Annotated in this window: 24 protein-coding genes; 20 read left to right on the plus strand and 4 right to left on the minus strand. The window is 27.6% G+C overall.

Features of this window, described 5'->3' with window-relative positions:
* The first annotated feature begins 4 nt into the window (after window positions 1-4).
* The gene (locus tag CSBG_RS02730; protein ID WP_008676846.1) at window positions 5-508 is read left to right on the plus strand and encodes a GNAT family N-acetyltransferase; all 504 of its coding nucleotides are present in this window, start codon (window positions 5-7) and stop codon (window positions 506-508) included.
* Between the two features lie 52 nt (window positions 509-560).
* On the opposite strand, the gene CSBG_RS02735 is transcribed toward CSBG_RS02730, so the two are convergent.
* On the minus strand, window positions 561-1,328 hold the full coding sequence (locus CSBG_RS02735) for a histidinol phosphate phosphatase (RefSeq protein ID WP_008676847.1): 768 nt from the start codon (window positions 1,326-1,328) through the stop codon (window positions 561-563).
* Window positions 1,329-1,467: 139 nt separating this feature from the next.
* Here CSBG_RS02735 and CSBG_RS02740 point away from each other — a divergent pair, with 139 nt between their 5' ends.
* From CSBG_RS02740 to CSBG_RS02800, 14 genes are all read left to right on the plus strand, one after another.
* Window positions 1,468-1,809, plus strand: coding sequence for a hypothetical protein (locus CSBG_RS02740; RefSeq protein ID WP_008676849.1), 342 nt, complete (start codon window positions 1,468-1,470; stop codon window positions 1,807-1,809).
* Between the two features lie 15 nt (window positions 1,810-1,824).
* Window positions 1,825-3,072: a hypothetical protein gene (locus tag CSBG_RS02745; RefSeq protein WP_008676850.1), complete on the plus strand. Its 1,248-nt coding sequence runs from the start codon at window positions 1,825-1,827 to the stop codon at window positions 3,070-3,072.
* Window positions 3,073-3,089: 17 nt separating this feature from the next.
* Window positions 3,090-4,421, plus strand: a complete 1,332-nt coding sequence (locus CSBG_RS18900) for a M23 family metallopeptidase (RefSeq protein ID WP_008676851.1) — start codon at window positions 3,090-3,092, stop codon at window positions 4,419-4,421.
* A gap of 390 nt (window positions 4,422-4,811) precedes the next feature.
* On the plus strand, window positions 4,812-4,982 hold the full coding sequence (locus tag CSBG_RS18435) for a hypothetical protein (RefSeq protein WP_008676853.1): 171 nt from the start codon (window positions 4,812-4,814) through the stop codon (window positions 4,980-4,982).
* 85 nt (window positions 4,983-5,067) lie between these two features.
* Window positions 5,068-5,868, plus strand: a complete 801-nt coding sequence (locus CSBG_RS02755; RefSeq protein WP_008676855.1) for a hypothetical protein — start codon at window positions 5,068-5,070, stop codon at window positions 5,866-5,868.
* A gap of 107 nt (window positions 5,869-5,975) precedes the next feature.
* Window positions 5,976-7,259 (plus strand): trigger factor, encoded by a 1,284-nt coding sequence (gene tig, locus CSBG_RS02760; RefSeq protein ID WP_008676858.1) that lies wholly within the window; start codon window positions 5,976-5,978, stop codon window positions 7,257-7,259.
* 156 nt (window positions 7,260-7,415) lie between these two features.
* Complete coding sequence (gene clpP, locus CSBG_RS02765; RefSeq protein ID WP_008676860.1) at window positions 7,416-8,012, plus strand: ATP-dependent Clp endopeptidase proteolytic subunit ClpP; 597 nt, start codon at window positions 7,416-7,418, stop codon at window positions 8,010-8,012.
* Window positions 8,013-8,047: 35 nt separating this feature from the next.
* On the plus strand, window positions 8,048-9,343 hold the full coding sequence (gene clpX, locus CSBG_RS02770; protein ID WP_008676861.1) for an ATP-dependent Clp protease ATP-binding subunit ClpX: 1,296 nt from the start codon (window positions 8,048-8,050) through the stop codon (window positions 9,341-9,343).
* 195 nt (window positions 9,344-9,538) lie between these two features.
* Window positions 9,539-11,212, plus strand: coding sequence for an ATP-dependent protease LonB (lonB, locus tag CSBG_RS02775; protein ID WP_008676863.1), 1,674 nt, complete (start codon window positions 9,539-9,541; stop codon window positions 11,210-11,212).
* Between the two features lie 326 nt (window positions 11,213-11,538).
* The gene (lon, locus tag CSBG_RS02780) at window positions 11,539-13,869 is read left to right on the plus strand and encodes an endopeptidase La (protein ID WP_008676865.1); all 2,331 of its coding nucleotides are present in this window, start codon (window positions 11,539-11,541) and stop codon (window positions 13,867-13,869) included.
* Complete coding sequence (gene yihA / locus CSBG_RS02785) at window positions 13,865-14,467, plus strand: ribosome biogenesis GTP-binding protein YihA/YsxC (protein ID WP_035285595.1); 603 nt, start codon at window positions 13,865-13,867, stop codon at window positions 14,465-14,467. Before lon ends, yihA begins: the two co-directional genes overlap by 5 nt.
* A gap of 154 nt (window positions 14,468-14,621) precedes the next feature.
* The gene (locus CSBG_RS02790; protein ID WP_008676870.1) at window positions 14,622-14,978 is read left to right on the plus strand and encodes a hypothetical protein; all 357 of its coding nucleotides are present in this window, start codon (window positions 14,622-14,624) and stop codon (window positions 14,976-14,978) included.
* Between the two features lie 25 nt (window positions 14,979-15,003).
* On the plus strand, window positions 15,004-15,249 hold the full coding sequence (locus CSBG_RS02795; RefSeq protein ID WP_008676871.1) for a hypothetical protein: 246 nt from the start codon (window positions 15,004-15,006) through the stop codon (window positions 15,247-15,249).
* A gap of 108 nt (window positions 15,250-15,357) precedes the next feature.
* Window positions 15,358-15,912 (plus strand): hypothetical protein, encoded by a 555-nt coding sequence (locus CSBG_RS02800; protein ID WP_008676873.1) that lies wholly within the window; start codon window positions 15,358-15,360, stop codon window positions 15,910-15,912.
* A gap of 168 nt (window positions 15,913-16,080) precedes the next feature.
* On the opposite strand, the gene CSBG_RS02805 is transcribed toward CSBG_RS02800, so the two are convergent.
* A complete protein-coding gene (locus CSBG_RS02805) occupies window positions 16,081-17,010 on the minus strand; it encodes a hypothetical protein (protein ID WP_008676875.1) in 930 nt (309 codons plus the stop codon).
* A gap of 93 nt (window positions 17,011-17,103) precedes the next feature.
* Window positions 17,104-17,511 (minus strand): Fur family transcriptional regulator, encoded by a 408-nt coding sequence (locus tag CSBG_RS02810; RefSeq protein WP_008676876.1) that lies wholly within the window; start codon window positions 17,509-17,511, stop codon window positions 17,104-17,106.
* 308 nt (window positions 17,512-17,819) lie between these two features.
* On the opposite strand from CSBG_RS02810, the gene CSBG_RS02815 reads away from it, so the two are divergent.
* From CSBG_RS02815 to CSBG_RS02825, 3 genes are all read left to right on the plus strand, one after another.
* Window positions 17,820-18,152, plus strand: a complete 333-nt coding sequence (locus tag CSBG_RS02815) for a hypothetical protein (protein WP_008676878.1) — start codon at window positions 17,820-17,822, stop codon at window positions 18,150-18,152.
* A 162-nt stretch (window positions 18,153-18,314) separates the two neighbouring features.
* The gene (locus CSBG_RS02820) at window positions 18,315-19,520 is read left to right on the plus strand and encodes an HDOD domain-containing protein (RefSeq protein ID WP_008676880.1); all 1,206 of its coding nucleotides are present in this window, start codon (window positions 18,315-18,317) and stop codon (window positions 19,518-19,520) included.
* Window positions 19,521-19,636: 116 nt separating this feature from the next.
* Window positions 19,637-19,858 carry a hypothetical protein gene (locus CSBG_RS02825; RefSeq protein WP_008676882.1) on the plus strand — a complete coding sequence of 74 codons (222 nt, stop codon included), beginning with the start codon at window positions 19,637-19,639 and terminating at the stop codon, window positions 19,856-19,858.
* A gap of 34 nt (window positions 19,859-19,892) precedes the next feature.
* Here the strand turns inward: CSBG_RS02825 and CSBG_RS02830 are convergent, their stop codons facing one another.
* The gene (locus tag CSBG_RS02830; protein ID WP_008676884.1) at window positions 19,893-21,359 is read right to left on the minus strand and encodes a nicotinate phosphoribosyltransferase; all 1,467 of its coding nucleotides are present in this window, start codon (window positions 21,357-21,359) and stop codon (window positions 19,893-19,895) included.
* A 358-nt stretch (window positions 21,360-21,717) separates the two neighbouring features.
* Between CSBG_RS02830 and CSBG_RS02835 the strand changes: the two genes are divergently transcribed.
* Both CSBG_RS02835 and CSBG_RS18185 read left to right on the plus strand, forming a co-directional pair.
* A complete protein-coding gene (locus CSBG_RS02835; RefSeq protein WP_008676886.1) occupies window positions 21,718-23,709 on the plus strand; it encodes an ATP-dependent helicase in 1,992 nt (663 codons plus the stop codon).
* A 63-nt stretch (window positions 23,710-23,772) separates the two neighbouring features.
* Window positions 23,773-23,937: a hypothetical protein gene (locus CSBG_RS18185; RefSeq protein ID WP_008676888.1), complete on the plus strand. Its 165-nt coding sequence runs from the start codon at window positions 23,773-23,775 to the stop codon at window positions 23,935-23,937.
* Window positions 23,938-23,946 lie beyond the last annotated feature (9 nt).

Raw genomic sequence — 23,946 nt, forward strand, 5'->3', positions numbered from 1 at the left:
TTTTATGAGATATTATGATACTAATATAAGAAATTTTAAAGTAAGAGAAACTTCAGAAGAGGATATTCCATTGATTTTGTCCTTAATAAAGGAAATAGCAGAATATGAAAAGATGTCAGATGAAGTTATTGCAACAGAAGAAACATTAAGAAACTCTATTTTTGAAAATAATAGAGCAGAAGTAGTAATATTAGAGTTAGATGAAAAGCCAGTTGGATATGCATTATATTTTTATAATTTTTCTACATTCATAGGAAGAAGTGGTCTTTATTTAGAAGATATATTTATAAAAAAAGAATTTAGAGGAAATGGATTTGGAAAAGAAGTATTTAAATTCTTAGGAAAGAAAGCAAGAGAAGAAGGTTGTAAAAGAATGGAATGGACATGTCTTAATTGGAATGAACCATCAATAAGATTTTATAAATCTCTAGGGGCAGTTCCTATGGATGAATGGACAGTATATAGGCTTAAGGAAAAAGAGATACTAAATTTAAGTAAAATGAAATAACTCAAAAGAAAACAGCTATATTATAAGAACATGATATAGCTGTTTTTTTATTTTAGAAATATTGAAGTTTTCTTTTGCTAAAATAAACTCCTTTTAAGCCAATGGATTCTATAAAGTCTAATGCTATATTAAAATTCTTAGAAATGTTTTTATGATTATGAGCATCAGAACCTAAAGTAACATATTTGCCACCTAAGTCTTTGTATAGTTTATATATATCAAATAAGGATTCCCTAGCTGAAGTGATATGAAGTCTGCTTGAGTTTAATTCTAAAACTTTTTCTTTGCTTATTAAAGTAGTGAATATTTCAGAAAGAATATTTTGAAAATCTGAAAATGGTATTTCTTTATTTTTAAAAGAGCAATATCTACAAGGATAATCTATGTGTGATAATGAATCAAAGTTATTATATAATTTTACACAAGATAACATATCTTCTAGATAATAAGAAAAGAAGTCATGTTTATTATAACCTTGATGTACATAATCACAATATATATCTAGATCTTTGACCGCATGTATAGAACCTAAAATAAAATCAAAATCATGGCTAGAAGCTATTTTTTCATTTTGAGCAAAGGTATTTTGTGTTAATCCAATTTCTATTCCTAGCTTTAATTTATCTGATCTATATTTTTCATATTTATTAAAGTAAGTAGGAACATCAAATCTAAATTCATTTTTTACTGGATAATCTAAATCCATATGATCAGTTATTATGATACCAATATTCTTTTCATTACTAATAGATATAGCATCTAATATATTCATATCGCTATCTGTAGAAAATTTTGAGTGCATATGGCTATCAAATATCATATAATCCCTCCTTTAGAATAAAATGTTGTTTTTTTATTATATCATATATTTATTAATAGTTTCTTAATATCAAAATATCTTGATAAATGGTATTATTAAATATAAAATTAAATTAAAATATAAATAAAGGTGTGTTTTTATGGAAAAATTATTCGAAATAAGAGATTTGGTATTTTATAAGGAAGAATTTTTAGATAATTTAGACGAATTTGAAGATATATTACCTATAATAGAAGAACTTAGCAAAGATCTTACGTATGAGGAAATAGAAGTAGTAGGAGAAAATGAATGTTGTGAAAAGACAAATAAAAATTACATAGTTGAAATACCAGGATTTTTAGATGAAAATGATGAATTTTTAACACAAGCAGAAGTAGAAGCATTAGCAAGCACAGGAAAACAGAGAATGCTGGATTTATTTGTAATAAGAATATATAAATGCGTAACATGTAAAAAATGGATAATAGATATTTTAGAGTAAAGAGGGTTGATAAATTTGGAGAAATTTGATAGATTATTAAAAAACTTAAAAAAATACATATGTCTTTTAAAAGAAGATATAAAAAATTTAAGTTTTAATAATATTAAAGAATTTCTAATTAAGCGAAAATTACTACTTAGTACAATTTTAGTTTTTTTTATTTTAATTGGTTTTTGGGTAGGAGGTTATAAGGCTTCAAAGGATATTGTTTTGAAGAATTTAGAAATATCCTTAAAAGAAAATAAACCGGGGCGAATATTTAAAAAGATTAGAGTTGATGATAAGAAAATAAGTAAAAAGGATTTACAACCTTTAGCGGAGTATTATTCAGATAATACTAATCAAGTTGATGACATAATAAGAGGGTTAAAAAGTAATGAAAAAAGTAGATTTTTTACTTTGAAAAATGACAAAATACTATTTTTTAATAACTATAAAATACAAATAGAGCCTGTTTCTATAAAAATTAATACAAATTTTGATGATGCTAAGATTTATGTTGATAATAGGGTTATAGATGCAACAAAGATAAAAAGAGGTCTAATTCCCGGGAAATATATAATAAGAGGGGAGTTGGATACTTTATACGGAAAGGTTGTTGAAGAACAAGAAATATTTTTGATGCAAAATGAAGAATATATATTAAATTTGAAAGCTATTAATATAAATTTATCGTCAAACTTTGATGATGCAGATGTAGTTATAAATGACAAAAAAGTAAATAAAAAAGTAAAAGATATAAAAAATTATGGACCAATACCCATAAACAAAGGCATAAATATATATTTGGAAAGAGAATTTCCATGGGGAGTATTAAAAAGTGAAAAAGTTAATGTGGGAGGCTTACCTAATATAAATATAGATATAAATATGGTTAATGATAAATTATTAACTGAAATAGACAGTTGTACTAATATTTTTTACAGTAGTGTTTTTGATGCTTTAAATTTAAATGATTATTCTTTAATAAAAAATGCAGATGAAGATGCAAAAAATAAAATTTATGACAGTGTAAAAAGAGAAAGCTTATTTTTAAAAAATAATTATGAGCTTACTGAATTAAATACAGAAGTGAGAAGTAGCGAATTTTATTATGAAAATAAGACTTACAAAGCCAATATAGTTATAAATTTAGATTATAGTGTAAGTAAAAAGCTTATCCCATTTATAAAAGATAATGTTAACGAAATGTTTTTAACTCAAATAGAATATGTTGATGGCAAGTGGGAAATAACCAATGTACAAAAGTTTAATTTAGAATAAGGGTAGGTGTAAAACTTATGAATAAGAAATTAAAAGCACTAACTTTAGCTGTTGTAGTAATTTTTTCAAGCAACACATTGGTGTTTGCAGAAAGTAGTAGCTCCTTACAAGATAAAATAGAACAAAATCAAAGTGATATAAATAATTTAGAAAATGAAAAAGACAAAGTTAATGGAGAAATAGAAAATCAATCAAGTGAACTTCAAGGAATTTTGAATCAAATTAATGATAAAAGTAAGGATTTGGAAAGTGCTAAAGCAGAAGTTAATGAGTATCAAACTAAAATAGATGAGGTACAAAGTGAAATTGATAGAATAAATTCAGAGATAACAAGTGCTGAAAATGAAATTTCTACAAAAGAAGCCCTTATTACAGAAAAAGAAGAAGAAGGTAGAAAGATAAAAGAAGCGTTAGATCAGAGAGTAAGAAATTACTATAAAATGGATGTAACGGCAAATTATATTTATATGATATTAAAAAGTGAAAGTGTAGTTTCTTTATTTAATAATATTCAAAATGTCTTTAGAATAATGACTTTAGATAAAGGGCTAATGGAATCAGCAAAAAATATTCAAAAACAATTAGAGGAAGAAAAGATTGAGATTTCAAAAAATTTAGAAAAAATAGAAGCTGATAAAAATGAAGTAATAGCAAAGCAAGATGAACTTAAGGAAGCACAAAAGGAGTTCATAGTAAAACAAGAATTCCATCAAAGCAAAATGGACGAGCTATATGGATTGGAATCACAAAAATCAGGATTAATAGCATCTTTATCAGATAAAGAAAAAGAATTAGAAGAACAAATTGGTGATTTAGTTTCTTATAATCAAGAATTACAAGTAGCTTTGGATAATATATTTAATGAAATAAATAACGGTTCTAATAATGGTGGAAGTAATACAGGTGGAAATAATCAAGGTGGAGAGGAGAACTCAGGAGGAAATACGATTCCTGGAGATCCAAGTAGTGAGACGTTTTTAAGACCTGGTTATGGTATTGTAACAGATCCATATGGACCAAGAATTAACCCTGTAACAGGCGAATCTGGATTCCACACAGGAGTAGATTTAGGAGATCCTTATGGAGCACCTGTTGCAGCTTCTAAAAGTGGTGTGGTTGCATATTCAGGTTGGATTTCTGGATATGGAGAAACTGTAATTATAGACCATGGTGGTGGAGTGCAAACTTTATATGCTCATAATAGTGAAAGATTAGTGAGTGTTGGACAAACTGTTGCAAGAGGAGAAACAATTGCAAGAGTAGGATCAACAGGTATGAGTACTGGACCTCACATTCATTGGGAAATAAGAATTAATGGACAGCATACAAACCCTATGGGATATGTGTAAAAAGGCCGAAAGGCCTTTTTTTTACAATGAGTAATGAATAATAAAAAACCTGTACAAAAATGCACAGGTTAAAGGGTTTCTATGTTCATTTAAGAAAGGGAATAAATGAACATATGTGGGGTTTTATTAAAACTGATAATAAAAAATATTATCAGTAGTATGGGCTAATTATGTATTGAAAAAATATGTAATTAATAAAATAATTGTAAAATTTATATATTTATTATATTATATTTTGTCAAAAAATCCAATAGTTTTTATAAAATTTATCGAAAATAAGATTTTTTCTGAAAATATTAGCATTTTATAAAATAAAAATATATAAAAATATACAAAATATATAGAGCTTTCAATGAAATACGTTATATAATATAAGTTGAGGTGATTTAAATGAAAAATTTTAAAAATGAAGATATATTAAAGTCAACACCTGACTACGAAGATTATACAGAAAATGAAGCTAAGCTATCGGTGCAAGAAATGAGAGAACTTGGCTTATTAAAATGTGGTGGATGTTGTAGTAGTAAAGGAAGCGGTTCAGGCTGTGGTTGCAAAAAATAAAAGAAAATAATACTATAAATGTATTTAATAATAAATAAATGTAAAAGCTTTTAATATAAAATATAAGTTGTGGGAGGTATTAGGTGTGAGAAAACCTAGCATATTCAGCAGAGATTATGAGAGGAAAATGAAAAAACGCAGAAGACGAATAGCAGCTATTTCAGTTGTGGGGATTTTACTTATAGGGATCTTATTTATGAAGATAGCTGCAGGTAATATAAATACAGATAGATTTAAAAATAAACTTCAAATGTGGATTGCTGAAGATGAATCTTTAGATAATATAGACGAAGATATTGATAACTTAGAAAATAATGAAAATAAAGAAGTTATTGAAGAGACACCTAAGGAGCCAGAAAGTCAAATAATAGAATTTAAAATCAATGAAAATTCTATATTAAAAGCAGAATATGAAGAGATAAATGGGACTATAAAATTTAAAGGTGTAAAAGAAGTTCCAAGTAATATTTATTATACAATAAATCAAGCAAAAAATTTAATTTTAATAATAGATGAAAATCAAAATATGAAAATTTTTAATTCAAATAAAAAGGAATCGAATATAACAAAAGATAAATATACAGCTCCAAATGGAGAGGTATTTAATAAAGATTCAGTTATTAAAACATATGAAGGATATTTATGGAATGTAGAAGCAAGGTTTATAACAGATACAAAAGTTGCATACATTAGTAATGTACCCTATTTTGGATATGATTTGAATAAATATATATGGGTTATAGATTTAAATAATAATACTCATAGTACTTTATGGAATTCTAAGGGGAAGGAAATAAAATTTGGAGATTTGAAAGAAAAGGGATTAGAAGTTGTAATTGATGGCAATGTTAAATATGTAAATCAAAATAGCGATTTAGTCAACTAAGATAAAATTAAATAAACAAATATTTGAAAGTATTTGATAGAGTATGGTATAATAAGCTAGTTATATCAATTATGATAGTATCTTACTATTTTAGGAGGAAGAGTACAATGGAAGCTAAAATGGAAAAAATAGAGAAAAACGTTGTTAAATTTGAAATAAAGGTTGAGGCTGAAAAATTTCAAGAAGCTTTAAAAAGAGCTTACAATAAAAACGTTAAAAACTTTAATGTACCAGGATTTAGAAAAGGAAAGGTTCCTATGGCTATAGTTAAAAAATACTATGGGATAGGAGTTTTAATTGAAGATGCAGTTAATTTTGCTATAGATGCATCATATTCAAAAGTATTAGAAGAAAATAACATAATTCCTGTTGATTATCCAAAGGTAGACGTAATAACAGCAGAAGAAGGAAAAGAGTTTGTATATACTGCAGAAGTTACAGTTTATCCAGAGGTTGAATTAGGAGAATATAAAGGCTTAAAAGTTGAAAAGCCATCTTATGAAGTTACAGAAGATGCAGTAAATGAAAAATTAAAAGAAATGCAACAAAAAAATGCTAGAATCGAAACTAAAGAAGATGGAGAAATAGCTACTGGGGATACAGCAGTTATTGATTTCAAAGGATTTATTGATGATGTAGCATTTGAAGGTGGAGAAGGTAAAGATTATTCACTTGAAATAGGATCAGGTACTTTCATAGATACTTTTGAAGATCAATTAGTTGGAGCAAAAGCTGGAGATAAAGTAGAAGTTAACGTAACTTTCCCAGAAAACTATGGAAGAGAAGAGTTAAATAATAAGCAAGCTAAATTTGAAGTTTTAGTAAAAGAAATAAAGATAAAAGAATTACCTGAAATTGATGATGAATTTGCTAAAGAAGTTTCAGAATTTGATACATTAGCAGAATTAAAAGAAGATATCGTTAAAAAAATGGAAGAAGAAAACAACAATAGAGCAGAAAGAGAATATGAAGATGCAATTATAAAAGCTGTTGTTGAAAATGCTAAGATCGATGTTCCAGAAGTTATGGTTGAAAAAGAAATTGATACAATGGTAAGAAACTTAGAACAAAGACTTCAATATCAAGGCTTAAATCTAGAACAATATTTCCAATTTACTGGTACAGACGAAGCAAAAATGAGAGAATATATGAAAGAAAATGCAGAAGTTAAAGTAAAGACAGATTTAGTTTTAGAAGCTGTAGAAAAGGCTGAAAATATTGATGCAACAGAAGAAGAATTAAAAGAAAAAGCTAAGGAAGTTGCAAAAATGTATTCAGCAGAAGAAGACGACAAAATGGTTGATTTATTAATGAATGGCCAAAGAGCAGCACTTCTTGCTGATGTTAAAGTATCAAAGACTATAAAATTCTTAGTTGAAAATAATAAATAATATACAAAAAATAATTGCCAGAATGAAATTCTGGCAATTATTTCAAATATTCATTAACAAAATAAATAAAATTTTATATAATTTAATATAATTAGTTTTTTAAGAATATGGATATATTATAAAAGAAGGTAGAAAATAGAGAAGGAGGGAATAAAAATGAGTTTAGTTCCTATGGTCGTAGAGCAAACTAGTAGAGGAGAAAGATCTTATGATATCTTCTCAAGATTATTAAAAGATAGAATAATTATGTTAAGTGGAGAAATTAATGATACCACTTCTAATTTAGTAGTATCACAACTATTATTTTTAGAAAGTGAAGATCCTGATAAGGATATCCATCTTTACATAAATAGTCCAGGTGGATCAATAACTGCAGGTATGGCTATTTATGATACAATGCAATATATTAAGCCGGATGTATCTACTATATGTATAGGGATGGCAGCTTCAATGGGGTCATTTTTACTTTCATCTGGAGCAAAGGGAAAAAGATTTGTATTACCAAATAGTGAAATTATGATTCATCAACCTTTAGGCGGTTTCCAAGGTCAAGCAACTGATTTTGATATACACGCAAGGAGAATAATAAAGATTAAGGAATCATTAAATAGAATATTAAGTGAGAATACTAATCAGCCTCTAGAAAAAATAAAAACAGATGTTGAGAGAGATTACTTTATGACAGCAGAAGAAGCTATGAATTACGGATTAGTAGATAAGGTGATTACGAAAAATGATAAAGGTAGCAACTAAGTAAAGTTCTATCTTAATCCAAGCGAGGTGAATTTATGGCTAAGTACGATGAGAAGAAACAACTTAAGTGTTCTTTCTGTGGTAAGAATCAAGAACAAGTTAAAAGATTAATAGCTGGACCTGGTGTATATATTTGTGATGAATGTATAGATTTATGTTCAGAAATAATAGCAGATGAATTTGAGGACGGAATTGAATTAGATACAACAAGTGTTCCGAAACCAAATGAAATAAAAAATTATTTAGATCAATATGTAATTGGTCAAGAAAAAGCTAAAAAATCATTATCTGTTGCTGTTTATAATCACTACAAGAGAATAAACTCTAATCTAATAGATGATGATATTGAATTACAAAAGAGTAATATACTTTTATTAGGGCCTACAGGATCTGGTAAAACGCTTCTAGCTCAAACATTAGCAAAGTTTTTAAATGTTCCATTTGCTATAGCAGATGCAACAACATTAACAGAAGCAGGATACGTAGGAGAAGATGTTGAAAATATTCTATTAAAGTTAATCCAGAGTGCTGATTACGATATAGAAAGAGCAGAAAAAGGAATAATTTATATAGATGAAATAGATAAAATAGCAAGAAAATCTGAAAATCCTTCTATTACTAGAGATGTTTCAGGTGAAGGTGTTCAACAAGCGTTATTAAAAATACTTGAAGGAACAACAGCTTCAGTACCACCTCAAGGTGGAAGAAAACATCCACATCAAGAATTCTTACAAATAAATACTTCTAATATTTTATTTATTTGTGGTGGAGCATTTGATGGTGTAGATAAAATAATAGAAAAAAGAACTGAAAAGAGTTCTATAGGATTTGGCGCTAATATAACATCTAGACATACTAAAGATGTTGGTAAACTACTTAAAGATATAATGCCAAGTGATTTATTAAAATTTGGACTTATACCTGAATTTGTTGGTAGATTACCAGTTGTAGTAACTTTAGAATCATTGGATAATGATGCATTAGTGAATATATTAACTCAGCCTAAAAATGCTTTAGTTAAGCAATATAGAAAGCTTTTTGAGATTGACAATGTTGAATTAGATTTTACTGATGATGCATTAAAAGCAATAGCAAATGAAGCTATTGAAAGAAAAACTGGTGCTAGAGGGTTAAGATCTATAGTAGAAGAAATGATGACAGAGGTTATGTTTGATATTCCTTCTGATGAAACAATCTCTAAAGTTATTATAAATGAAGATTGTATAAAAGAAAAAAATAGTCCGGAAATTATTAAATTAGCTGAGGGAGAAGTACGACCTCAATTAAAAGCTAAGAAAACTAAAAAAAGAAAAGGCATAGAAACTGCATAATAAAAAAACATCTTATTGTTATATTTAACTATAAGATGTTTTTTATTTTTAAACATTAAAAATAAAATATTTTCAAGAAAAGTAATGGTAATTATCCCTTTTTTTATGGAATATTAACCTTTGATTAAGTTAATAATATTGATATGACTAAAAGAAGGGAGGGAGCATTAACCTTTAAATGGTAATGCAAAATTTATGACTGAATTATTAGTAGTATTGCAAATAACGACTATGATAATATTTATTTATTATATGGTAAACAATAATAAAGGCCATAGTAATAATAAAGTTGTTATTGAAAGAGAAAATGTTAAGGAAATGGATAAGTTAAATAGAATGAGGAGTATTCAATTAACACAACCGTTAACCGAAAAAAGTAGACCGACTAAGTTTGAAGAAATAATAGGGCAAGAAGATGGAATAAAAGCCTTAAAAGCTGCTTTATGTGGACCAAATCCACAACATGTTATTATATATGGACCTCCAGGGGTAGGGAAAACTGCTGCGGCAAGGCTAGTATTAGAAGAAGCTAAGAAGGTGGAAAAATCTCCTTTCAAAAAAGATGCAAAATTTATAGAAATTGATGCAACAACAATAAGATTTGATGAAAGAGGAATAGCAGATCCTTTAATAGGTTCAGTACATGATCCGATTTATCAAGGGGCTGGCTCTCTAGGTGTTGCAGGAATACCGCAACCTAAACCAGGTGCTGTTACAAAGGCACATGGAGGAATGTTATTTATGGATGAAATAGGTGAATTACATCCTATAGAACTAAATAAGTTACTTAAAGTACTAGAAGATAGAAAAGTATTTTTGGATAGTTCATATTACAGTAGTGAAAATCCCAATATGCCAGATTATATAAAAGAAATATTTGATAATGGCTTGCCAGCAGATTTTAGACTAATAGGAGCTACTACAAGAAGCCCAGAAGAAATAGTTCCTGCTATAAGATCAAGGTGTGTTGAGATATTCTTTAGATCCTTACATCCTGAGGAGATAAAGACAATAGGTAAGAATGCAGCTAATAAGGTTGGATTAGAAATAGATGATAAATGTTTAGATTTAATTTCAAAGTATTGCACTAATGGAAGAGATGTTGTTAATTTAATACAGCTTTCTTCTGGAGTAGCAATAAATGAAAATAGAAGTGATATAAGTATAGATGATATACAGTGGGTTATAGAAAATGGAAATTATACTCAAATTCCTGATAAAAAAGTCAAGGATAGATCAGAAATAGGAGTAGTTAATGGATTAGCAGTGCATGGAGCTAATATAGGTATATTAATGGAAATAGAAGCAACAGCAAAGAAAGTAACGCATAGAATAGGAAATCTAAAAGTTACGGGTATTGTTGAAGAAGAAGAAATAAGCAGTAATAATAGAAAAATCAAAAGAAAAAGTACAGCATATTCATCAATACAAAATGTGCTTACAGTTTTAAATAATATTTTTAATTTAGAATGTGAAAATTATGATATACATATAAATATTCCAGGAGGTATGCCGGTTGATGGACCATCAGCAGGAATAACAATTGCAACTGCTATATATAGTGCTATAAATAAAGTTAGGGTAAGTAATAAAGTTGCTATGACTGGAGAAATAAGCCTTTTGGGAGAAGTTAAGCCTATTGGAGGAGTAAATGCAAAAATAAATGCAGCACAAAAGGCTGGAGCAACAAAAGTTATCATACCAATTGAAAATTGGAAGGATAGTTTTAAAGATATAGCAGGAATTAAAGTTATAGCTGTTAAAAGCTTAAATGAAGTGATAGAAGAAGCTATATTAAAAGATGTAATTGTTGAAGATATGATTGTTAATAACAACATAGATATATTATCAGCCAAAGGAGAGGAATAGCATACCACCTTAGTAATTTAGAAAAAGTTACATCAATAAATTTATATTCATAATTTTTAGTGAGCTGTCGAAAGACGGCTCTTTTAATTATAAAGCTAAATAGTATAAGTTAATTTGATAGTAGTACCCTTTACTAATATTGTCCATTGCTAAATTCTAAGTTTATATTATAATTATAATAATAAATATAATATAATAATTGATATTATTTATTTTATATGGAAATTTAAGTATTATGTATTGTATATATTAAAATAGATTGAAAAATAATAATTTTATGTGTATACTATAAAAGTTACATAATAATGTAAGGAGGATGGGAATAGATGAGTGAAAAATTAATGGCTCTACCTTTAATTCCTCTAAGGGGAATTAGTATTTTTCCTAATATGATAATACATTTTGATGTAGGAAGAGAAAAGTCTAAGGCAGCTATAGAAGCAGCGATGGAAAAGCAAACAGATATATTCTTAGCAACTCAAAAGGATTATGAAATAGAAGATCCAGAAATTGGTGATATTTATGATATAGGAACTATATGTAAGGTTAAACAAATAATAAAACTACCTAATGATGTAATAAGAGTTTTAGTCGAAGGATTAGATAGAGGAGAAATTAAAGAATTAGATTCAAGTGAAGAATATTTAAAGGTATCAGTCGAAAGAATAGAAGAGCCTTCAAATGAAGAATATGAAAATATTGAAGCTTATATAAATTCTTTAAGAAAGAGTTTTAGTAAATATATTAAAGCTTCAGGAAACATAAGAAATAATGTTATATCTATATTTGATACAATAGAAAATTATAGTGAGCTTGTAGATGTAGTTGCTTCATATGTAATTGTAGATGAAGATAAAAAACAAGAAATATTACAAGAAATTAATTGTATTAATAGGATAGAAAAGCTACTTGTTATATTAGAAAATGAAATAGATATAATAAATGTTGAAAAGAAAATAGGTAGGAAGCTTAAAGAAAGTGTTGATAAGTCTCAGCGTGAATATTATATAAGAGAACAAATAAGAGTACTCCAAGAAGAAATTGGAGAAGATGATGAAGATAAAAAAGAAATATCTAAATATGAAGAAAGAATTAAGAAGGCTAAATTACCTAAACATGTTAGAGAAAAAGCTGAAAGTGAACTTTCAAGGTTAAAGTCAGCATCTGGTCAAGGTTCTGAAAGTAATGTTATAAGAAGTTATTTAGATTGGATACTTGATATACCTTGGAGTAAATCAACAAAGGATGCTTTTGATGTAAAGGAAGCAGAAAAAATACTTGATAATGAACATTATGGTCTAGAAGAAGTAAAAGAAAGAATAGTAGAGTATTTAGCAGTAAAACAATATACAAATAGTTTAAAAGGACCAATATTATGTTTAGTTGGGCCTCCAGGAGTAGGTAAAACATCAATAGCTAAATCAATTGCAAATGCAACTAATAGAAAGTATACAAGAATGTCTCTAGGCGGGGTTAGAGATGAAGCCGAAATTAGGGGACATAGAAAAACTTATGTTGGAGCGATACCAGGTAGGTTAGCTTATGCTTTAAAGGAAGCTAAAGTTAATAATCCGCTTATTTTATTAGATGAAATAGATAAATTAGGATCAGATAACAGGGGAAATGTTGCAGATGCTCTGTTAGAAGTATTAGATAGCGAACAAAACAATACATTTAGAGATCATTATCTAGAATTAGATATGGATTTATCTAAAGTATTATTTATAACTACAGCTAACTCACTAGATACAATACCATTACCACTATTAGATAGAATGGAAATTATAGAAGTATCCGGATATACTTATGAAGAAAAATATCATATAGCTAAAGACTATCTTATACCAAAACTATTAAAAGACCATAAGTTAACAAAGGATCAATTTAAGATATCTGAAAGTGCTATAAAGGAAATAATAAATTCTTATACTAGGGAAGCTGGAGTAAGAAGTTTAGAAAGAGTTTTAGGAAAGCTAATAAGAAAATCTCTTACTGAAATGATAAAGAATGATAAGAAGTCAATATCAATATCTTCTAATAGGATTGAGAAGTATTTAGGAAACAAGATATATAGTTTTGATATAAAAGAAAAAGAAGATAGAGTAGGCGTAGTAAAAGGAATGGCGTGGACTGCCGCTGGTGGAGATACGTTGCCAGTAGAATCTGTGACTATGAAGGGAACAGGTAAATTAGTTCTTACAGGTCAGTTAGGTGATGTTATGCAAGAATCAGCTAAGATTGCATTTGGATTTGTAAGAGCTAATGCAGTAAAATATGGTATAGATGAAGAATTCTATAAGAATACTGATATTCATATACATTTTCCAGAGGGTTCAATAAAGAAAGATGGTCCTTCTGCAGGAGTCACTATAATTACTTCTATTATTTCAGCATTAACTAATAAAAAGGTAAGAAGTAATGTTGCTATGACTGGAGAAGTTACTCTAACTGGTAGAGTACTTGCAATAGGAGGATTAAAGGAAAAATCAATTGCTGCATATAGGGCTGGAATTGATACTATAATAATACCAAAAGAAAATGAGAAGGATACAATTAAAATACCAAATACAGTAAAAAATAAGCTTAATATCATTACAGTTGATCATGTTAATGAAGTGTTAAATAAAGCTATAATTGGAGTTGATACTATTGATTAAAATTAAAAATTCAGATTTTGTTATATCTGCAGTTAAAAAAGAGCAATACCCAATTACTGGGCTTCCAGAAATAGCCTTTGTGGGACGTTCTAATGTTGGTAAAAGTTCTATAATAAATGCTTTAACTAATAGGAAAAAGCTTGCAAAGGTTAGTCAAACACCAGGAAAAACAAGATTAATTAATTTCTTTATAATAAATGGAGATGAATTTTATCTAGTTGACTTGCCTGGATACGGATATGCTAAAGTATCTAAAACTGAAAAAGCAAGTTGGGGAAAAACAATAGAAACTTATTTAAATGGAAGGCAAGAATTAAAAAGGGTAGTACTTTTAGTAGATTCTAGGCATAAGCCTACAGCTGATGATATACAAATGCATGAGTGGATTAAGTTTTATGGGTATGATGAAGTAGTTATAGCAACTAAAAGCGATAAGCTGTCTAATAATGAATTGAGAAAAAGCGAAAAAGTGATTAGAGAAACGTTAAATTTAGGAAAAGAAGATAAACTATACTTCTTTTCTTCACTTAATAAAAAAGGAAAAGATGAATTAGTAGATAACCTTTTTGGGCCTATAGTTCAGAAGATAGAAGAATAATATATTAAAGGAACTTATATTAAATACTATAAGTTCCTTTTTTTATTTATAAAAATTTAAAATATTACAATAAAAAACAGTGGCAATTATTATTCGAGAGAATAGTATATACTATAAAACAAAAAAAACAAAAAACCCTAAGGAGGAGTAAATTATGGAAATGAATGAAATTCTAAATGGTTTAAATTCATGCGGTTGTAGTGATAATATTGCACCCCAATGTTCAAACCAAGGCCCTTTTAATAATATAGGAGCTGGCTGTGGATTTGGAAGTTGGATATGGATACTATTGATACTATTCTATAGTGGAGGAGTCGGCGGCGGAAACAATATGTGTTGCTGCAAGAAAGAACGTAAACGCGATTGCTGCTGTGAAGGATATGGCGGCGGATATGGTGGATCTGGAAACTGTTCACCTTATCTATTCTTATTAGTAATTCTATTCCTTTGCAACGGTTGCTCAGGATTCGGTAACTGTGGAAACGGAAATATATTTGGCGGATGCTGCTAATTTAAATTAGAGAGGAGAGATAGTTATGTCAAAGAAACATTCCCATAAAAGAGATTATGATGATTGCTGCTGCTGTGAACCAATGCCATGTTGTGGAACTGGAAATATATTTGGGGGAATGAATAGTTGTATTACACCTATTATATTCTTATTAATCGCATGCGGATCAGGTCTTTTAAATAATAACTGTTCAGTTTTAATAATTTTATTATTCTTACTATGTGGAGGCTGTTTAGGAAGCTTATTTGGCGGAGACGGTTGCTGCTGCTAGTGTAGAGGATGGAGGGCTTAGCCCTCCAAAAAAATGCCTAAAATTATAAACATATTTGATTTTTTTACATATAATAAAGCAACAGAAATATAAATAGGAGGAACCTAAATGTCAAGAAAGAGACATAGACATAAAGGGGATAGAGAGATTAATGAAGGCTCCAATAATAGAATAAATAATAATGCTCCATTTGGTATAAACCCCGCCCAACTTATGAGTATGCTTGGTGGTAATATGGATATGGGGCAAGTTGGAAATATGCTTTCATCTATGAAGATGGATGGGTTAGATTTAAATAACTTTAATTTAGGTCAGTCTGGAAATAATCAACAAAGTAGAAATAGTACGAATAATAGAAATGGATTTGATTTAGGAGCCTTACAAGGTATGATGAATAATTTAGGAATGGGAAACTTTAGCTTAGGTAATAATAGTTCCTTAAATAGCAACCCAAGCTTTACTTCTAGCAACGATAAGGGTTTGGATATCAATGATAAAGATTTGGATATAACTGATGGAAATAGTGACAACTTTGGTGATGATTTACTAGATGAGGATGAGAACATACAAATGTTAATAGCTATAAAAAGTATAGTTGACTCAAGAAAAGCTAATTTTATAGATAAGGTTATAGAAGCTTATAATAATGGATATTTTAAATAATAATTAAAACTTGAAAAATTATTAAAGAAGTGTATAAAAAGATAAGCAGATGTAAAGAATATTATTGTACCGGAGAAGTATTCTCCTATAGCAAGCGATGAGAAATCTTCGTTTAAGCTAAAACCCCCCCATCCCCCTTTTAAGGCCGCTTATAGCGGCCTTTTAATTTTATATTTTTTTTATTGATGATATTTTGAGTGAACCATATCCATCATCTTCTACTGATAAATATAATAATAGCTCTTTAGCAGGAGAAGATGCATTTGTATTTTTTACAGATTCAAATGATAATGTCCAATTTACTCCTAATATATTTCCATTTGAATCCCATTTAAAATCTGAAAAATAGCCATTTTGGAAGGAATATCTTGTATTATCCTTATCTAACCCCCATAATATTGAAAGTTCAGTACTATCTATATTAGAAGTGAAAATATTAGGTGCTTCAGATAATTCATAAGGAGCTTCAATTACGTCTATAAACCCTTGAATGGCAGATAGTCCAGGAACTTTTATTTTTGAAAATGTTATATCTTTTATGTTATCTCCCAAGAAGAGAGAACTTTTTGTAGACCCATCACCTTTGCTTGAAGAAAGAGAGAGTAGTTTGGGTGTTTTGTTATTGTTGGAATCAAGTATTCCAATTATATTATCAGCTGAAACAAATGTATTTACAAATTTAGAACCATTCCATGAAAATACATAGTTTACAGGAGATTTATCTTTGGATAGTTGTACAATGATTTCTGGAATGTTATTTCTGGATAAATCTATAATATTCACTTTAATGGGCCATTTTATAAGTGAATCTCCAAGTAAATTCGATCCATCCTTATTAACAAGGGAATAAGTCTTATCTTTACTTTTTATATTTAATATGTAGCTATTATTTTCTTTGGATATTTCAATCTTATCATTTTCACCATCTCCATCTAAGTCAAAATCAGTATAGTTTTTTGAAGTAATGGGCGTAAATGTTTCTATAGAATTATTATTAGTAAGAAAAAAATAAGTCGATAAGATAACTACAAAAAGTATAAGAAAATTTATTATATAAGAGAGTACAACATTCTTTTTAATAATTATAAATCTTGCCATATAATCACCTCAATTTATTATATGAGGCTTATTGATGATTAATACAAAATAAATAAAAAGCTAGAAATTAATTAAAATTTCTAGCTTAATCATTTATTGACAATCTTTACATAATCCGTAAAAGAATATTCTATTTGATAGAACTTTATATTCTGAGCACTCCTCAGCAGTACGATTAAGAGTCGTAAATGATATATTTTCTAAGTCGGTTACCTTACTACAGTTGATACATTGAATATGAGCATGTTCATGTGAATTAGCATCATATCTAAAATTGCCTTCTCCAACATTAATTTCTTGAACTAATTTAACTTCTACTAAAGTCTTTAATGCTTTATAAACTGTAGCTAAACTCATAGTAGGATACTCTGGTTGAAGTGCTTTGTATATAATTTCTGCAGAAGGATGTTCATTTGTACTCATTAAATATTTATAAACTGCTAATCTTTGAGGAGTAAGTTTCAATTTCTTTTCTCTGAAGATAGAAGTTATATTCTCCATAATACACCATCCTTTTTTATTATTAATGTAATTATATAATATAAGATATTAAGTGTCAATATATACTTTTTAGTAATTAATAGTAAAGAATAATTAATATTAATTGTTGAAATATTTTCATTATATAGTAAAATTTCCGTATAACTATTGTATTTATAAATTAGATATGATATTATAATAGTGAGGTTGTTAATAAATTAACAAACTTGTAAGGTTTAAATTATTTAAATTTATAAAATAATAATATCATAAAAACTAGCAATAATATATAATAAAGATAAAATTATATTTTATGAGGAGGAAATAAAATGGCAAAATATAAAGTTGGAGACGAATTGATTGAAATAACTGATCCTTCAGAGGAGAAAGTAAAATTAAGAGAATTAACACAACTTACTACAGATGGTGATTATGCACAAATATCATGGGGATTAAAGATAATTAAAGTAGAATATGAAAAGCCATATGTAACTTTAACATATAGAAATGTAGATGGAGAAATAAATAAAGTATTTGCTGAATGTAGAGATATAGAAAATTTTGATCAAGAAAAAGTTTTAGAAAAGGCACTTCTTAAAGCATTTACTAATGAAATAATAAATATATCAGTAGTTAAGAATAGCGGGCATTGCAAAAGATAAGACAATTAATGATTTAAATATACTATTTATAGATATGGAATAAGGTGCAGAATATATGCTCTAGTTCCATATCTTTTACTTTTTGTTAAATTTATTTAATTTATTTGAAATTATGTATTATTAGTATATAATAATTATAAATTAATAATAGAGGATAAGAAAATGGATATTTTTATAGCTAGACAAGGTATATATAATAAAGAAGAAAAAGTAGTAGCTTATGAATTACTTTATAGGAATTCTTTAAAAAATAATTTTAATAACAGTATTGAAGATGATGAGGCTACATATAAGGTAATAGATAATATATCGTCTTTTGGGTTAGATATATTAACTGATAATAAACTAGCTTTTGTTAATTTTCCGGAAAAGTTAATAAAGAAGAATATTGCAACATTATTACCAAAAGAAAGAGTAGTAATAGAAATACTTGAAAGTGTTAGTCCATCGGAAGATGTAATTAGTCAATTATCGTATTTAAAGGAATTAGGATATTATATAGCGTTAGATGATGTAGTAGATATAAATGATATTATAAATTTTATTGGGGTTATAGACATAGTAAAAGTTGATTTTATTCTTTCATCTAAAGAATCGAGAATAAGGATTGCACAAATTTGCAAAAAGTTTAAAATTAAAATGCTAGCTGAAAAAATAGAGACATTAGATGACTTGGAAGAAGCCAAAAACCTCGAATACGATTATTTTCAAGGATTCTATTATAGTAAGCCATCTATATTCTTAGGAAAAGATATGGCAATAAAGAACACTAGTATTTTTACACTTTTGATAGAACTAATAAGAGAAGATTATGATATAGATAAAGTTGAGTGTACAATGAAGACAGATATTGCTTTAACATATAAATTCTTACGATTTATAAATTCGTCTTATTTTAGTTTTCTTCAAGAAGTTAAATCCATAAAGCAAGCTATAATGTTAATTGGAAGAGAAGAGCTTAGAAAGTGGTTATCAATATTATCAGTTGTAGAAATATCATCTGGTAAAAGTGATGAGTATGCTAAGAATATAGTAATAAGAGCTAAGTTTTGTGAGGGGATATCTAAGATAGTACACTATAATGATTTATCGTCAGCTTTTATGGTTGGATTGTTCTCAAATTTGCATTTAATGATGGAGAAAGATATTAATTACGTTGTTGAAAATTTACCTGTTAATATAGAAATAAAGAAGGCTTTAATTGGTAAAAGAAATATTTTAAGAGATATTTTAGAATTGGCTTTAGCTTACGAAGTGCTTGATAATAAAAAAATAGAAGAGCAATGTACTAATTTAAAAATAGATGAGGGAGTGTTAGTTGATGTATACTATAGCTCCATTGAGTGGTGTAAAAATATAGGGAATTAAGTCGATATTTATTTTTCAAGAATGGATATAAAATGCTTTATTTTAGCAAAAAGATATAATATAATATAAGAAAATTGTGATTTCGTTTTCACATTTTAGGTATTGGGGGGAGAAGTATGAGTAAGTGTCCGTTTTGGTCAAACAATAAAGAAAAAACAAGTTGTTATAATACATGTCCTATGTATCCTAAAAATAATGAAGCTGATATTTGTCCATTTAAGGAGTTTTTATCTTCCAATAACAAATCAGAATTTGTTGGTAATATGGATGAAGACTTATTTTATTCACAAGATAGATATTTAAATTATAATATGGATGATAAAGTTATTAATTATTAAAATAAATAAAGAAGAGTGATTAAATCACTCTTTTTTATTTTATACACTTATGAAGTAAGTCTTGCTTTAGAGTCCATAAATCTTGTGATAAATCTACATAGTAATTATGAGGATTTTCAAATCTTAATATTTCAGGCCACATTTTTAAACTTTCATTCTTTGAAAATTCCTTTATTTCTAAAACTGATGGACTTTCATAAACTTGTTGACCTTTATCAAATATTTTCACCATTAAATCTTTAACATAGAAGTTAGTAACTGTTTTTCTTTTCCATGTTTCAATAGGGTGGAATATTTCAAGTGGTTTTTTTTCATCGATTACTTCATGATCTAAAGCTATTACATCAGCTATTGCATTATGAGTTTCATTGTCATAAATTCTATATATCTTTTTAAAGCCAGGGTTAGTAATTTTCTCAGTGTTTTCACTTATTTTTATTTTAGGTATGATCTTATTATTGTTTTCTACAGCTACAAGTTTGTATACTCCGCCAAAAACAGGTTCTGACTTAGCTGTGATTAATCTTTCTCCAACACCAAATGAATCTATGCAAGCTCCTTGTTCTAAAACATCCCTTATAATATGTTCATCTAAAGAGTTAGATACTATTATCTTACAATCTGGATATCCAGCAGCATCTAAAGCTTTTCTACATTTCTTTGTTAAATAAGTTATATCACCTGAGTCTATTCTAATTCCTTTAGGTCTTTTACCCATAGGTTTTAATATTTCATCGAATACTTTTATTGCATTTGGTAAACCAGATTTTAACACGTTATATGTATCAATAAGAAGTGAGCAATTATCTGGATACACCTCAGCCCAAGCTTTGAAAGCTTCATATTCTGTATCAAATAATTGAACCCAACTATGAGCCATTGTTCCAACGGCAGGAACATCAAAGTATTTATCAGCTATAGTACAAGCTGTTGAATCACAACCTCCAATTATTGATGCTCTAGCACCATAAATTGCTCCATCATAACCTTGTGCTCTACGAGAACCAAATTCCATAACTGTTCTTCCAGCAGCAGCTCTACAAATTCTATTAGCTTTAGTAGCTATAAGTGTTTGATGGTTTATAGTAAGCAAGATCATTGTTTCTATAAATTGAGCTTGAACCACAGGTCCTCTAACTATTACTAATGGTTGATTTGGAAAAACAAAGTTTCCCTCTGGGATTGCCCATACATCGCACTCAAATTTAAAATTTTTCAAGTAATTTAAAAACTCTTCAGAAAAAATATTTTTACTTCTTAGATATTCTATATCAGATTGAGTAAATTTTAAGTTGTTTAGATATTGTATAAGTTGATCTACTCCAGCCATTATACAGTATCCACCACCATCTGGGACTCTTCTAAAATACATATCAAAGTATGCAATTTTATTTTCAATTTCTTTATTGAAATATCCATTTGCCATTGTTAGTTCATAAAAGTCTACTAACATAGTAAGGTTACGTTCATTAGTAACATCAAATCTAATTAAGTTTTCCATGTTTTTCTCCTCTTATAAATTATATATGTTTCAATTAATAATATACATAATAAAAGTTAGTATTATATTAAATAGTAAGTATGATTAATTTTATCAATATGGCAAAATTCAAATCACATAGTATTTAATCTTTGGTATAAGTTAATGAAATACCAACTTCATTTATTATCAAATACTTAGATATTTTATTTGAATATTAAGTTTTGAGAACAGCTTATATCCGTTTAAAATAGTAGATGAATTTATTTGTAGAATACATTAGAATATATAAATATATTGTACATCTATAAATAAATTATTACAATATAGTTATTTATAGCATAAAAAAGTCAATAATATAATATAAAAAGGAGCATGCATGAAAATTTATTTAGATAAATATCAAAAAGAAGCTGTTTATATAAAAGAGAAAAATGTACTAGTTGTTGCAGCACCAGGCTCAGGAAAAACAACAGTTATTATAAATAGGGTAAATTATTTAGTAAATGAGCTTAAAGTGAGATTAGGTAATATTATCATAATAACTTTTACGAGAGCCGCAGCTGATAATATGAGAAATAGATATAAAAATGTATTTAATAAAGAAATTGCGCCTTTTTTTGGAACATTTCATGGATTGTTTTATAAAATTCTTCTTAGAGAGGGATTTAATATATCTATAATTTCTGGAGGTGTTTCTCATAGAATAATAAAGTATGTTTTATCAAAGTATTCAGATGAAGTAAGTGAAGATAAAATAAAAGAGGCATTGAATAATATCTCATTTTTTAAAACCTCGTTAAAAGCTATAGAAGAATTTAAACCTACTATGGCAAAAGATATTTTTATTGAATGTTTACAAAAATATGAGGAATATAAGTCTAAAAATGGACTTTGGGATTTTGATGACCTATCAGTTAAAGTAATAAGCTTATTAAGGGATAATCCTAATATCTTACTAAAATATAGAGAGTTATTTAAATATATTTTAGTAGATGAGTTTCAGGATTGTGATGAATTACAAATTCAGTTTTTAAAAATGATAAATCAGGAAAATTCACTTTTTGCAGTCGGAGACGAGGATCAATGTATTTATAGTTTTAGGGGATCAAAACCGGAATATATGGTAAGATTTGATGAAACATTTCCAAAAGCTAAAAAGATATATCTTTCTATAAATTATAGAAGTAATGATAATATAGTAGAAGTATCAAAGGAAGTAATAAAGAATAATAAGAGCAGAAATGATAAAGTTATAAATTCATATAAAGATTCTATTGGTGTAATAAAATTTACAAGGCCTTATGATGAGAAAATCCAAGGAGATGAAATAGCAGGGATAATTGAAAAATCAATTGATGATTTAAGTGATAATGCGGTTTTATATAGAACTAATATGGAAGCAAGGAGTATGATAGATACATTTACTCGTAGACGAATTCCATTTGTATTATTAGATAAGGGGTATAATTTTTTTGAACATTTTATATGTAAGGATATACTTTCATATTTAAAGCTTTCAATAAACATAAAAGATAAGGAAAGCTTTTTAGGAATAATTAATAAACCTTTTAGATATATTAGTAAATCAAATTTAGAATATATAAGAAATTCATTAGAGGATAAATCTCCATTTGATATATTAATAGATAAAAAAGATACTCCTCCATATCAAGCTAAAAAGTTAGATGAATTAAGAAGAGATATATTATATTTAAATAAACTGTCTTTATCAGGTGCAATACAATATATAGTTTCAGGACTAAATTATATAGATTATCTAAAAGAGTATGGAGAGAGGTATAATCAAAGTATAGAGGAACTTGAGGATATAATAGAAGAATTTAAGAGTGCAGCAGATGGATTAAAAACTATAATAGAGTTGCTGGGGCATGTTGAAAGAGTAAAAGAAAAAATAGAAGAGAGTAAAGAGGTACAAGAAGGAGTAATTTTAAGTACCATTCATGGTGTTAAGGGAATGGAATTTAAAAATGTTTTTATAATAAATGCTACAGAAGAAACAATTCCACATAAATCTTCAATGGATGAAAATATAGAAGAAGAAAGAAGATTATTTTATGTTGGAATAACTAGAGCAATAGATAATTTGTATATATTTTCTCCTAAAACTCAAAGAGGAAGGTTTAAAGATGCATCTAGATTTACGCAGGAAGGTGGATTTGAGGATATAAATTCAAATGAGGATTACGGAATAAAAGTTAATGATATGATTCATCATAGAGCCTATGGGGATGGAAAAGTTATATCAATAGATAAAGATGTAATTAAAATTGATTTTGGAGATAATCTTAGTAAAAGTTTTTCTCTTAAGGTATTAATTGAAAATAATCTTATTATAATAGTGAACTAATTGTTCACTATTACTTTTTTAGGATGTATAATCTTATTATGGTAATATAAGGGGGATTTGTAATTGGCTTATATTTTAGTAGGAATATTAATATTTGTTATACTTTATTTTGTAATAACATTTGCAGTAGAAAGTGGAGTTTACTATGCCTTAATAAAATTTGATAAGGTTAGAAGAAAAGATGAGGATATAATGAAAAATTATAATGATGAAAATTATTTTAAATAAAGAGGTTTA

This window comes from Clostridium sp. 7_2_43FAA, from assembly GCF_000158375.2.
In the GTDB taxonomy this organism is placed as follows: domain Bacteria; phylum Bacillota; class Clostridia; order Clostridiales; family Clostridiaceae; genus Clostridium; species Clostridium tertium.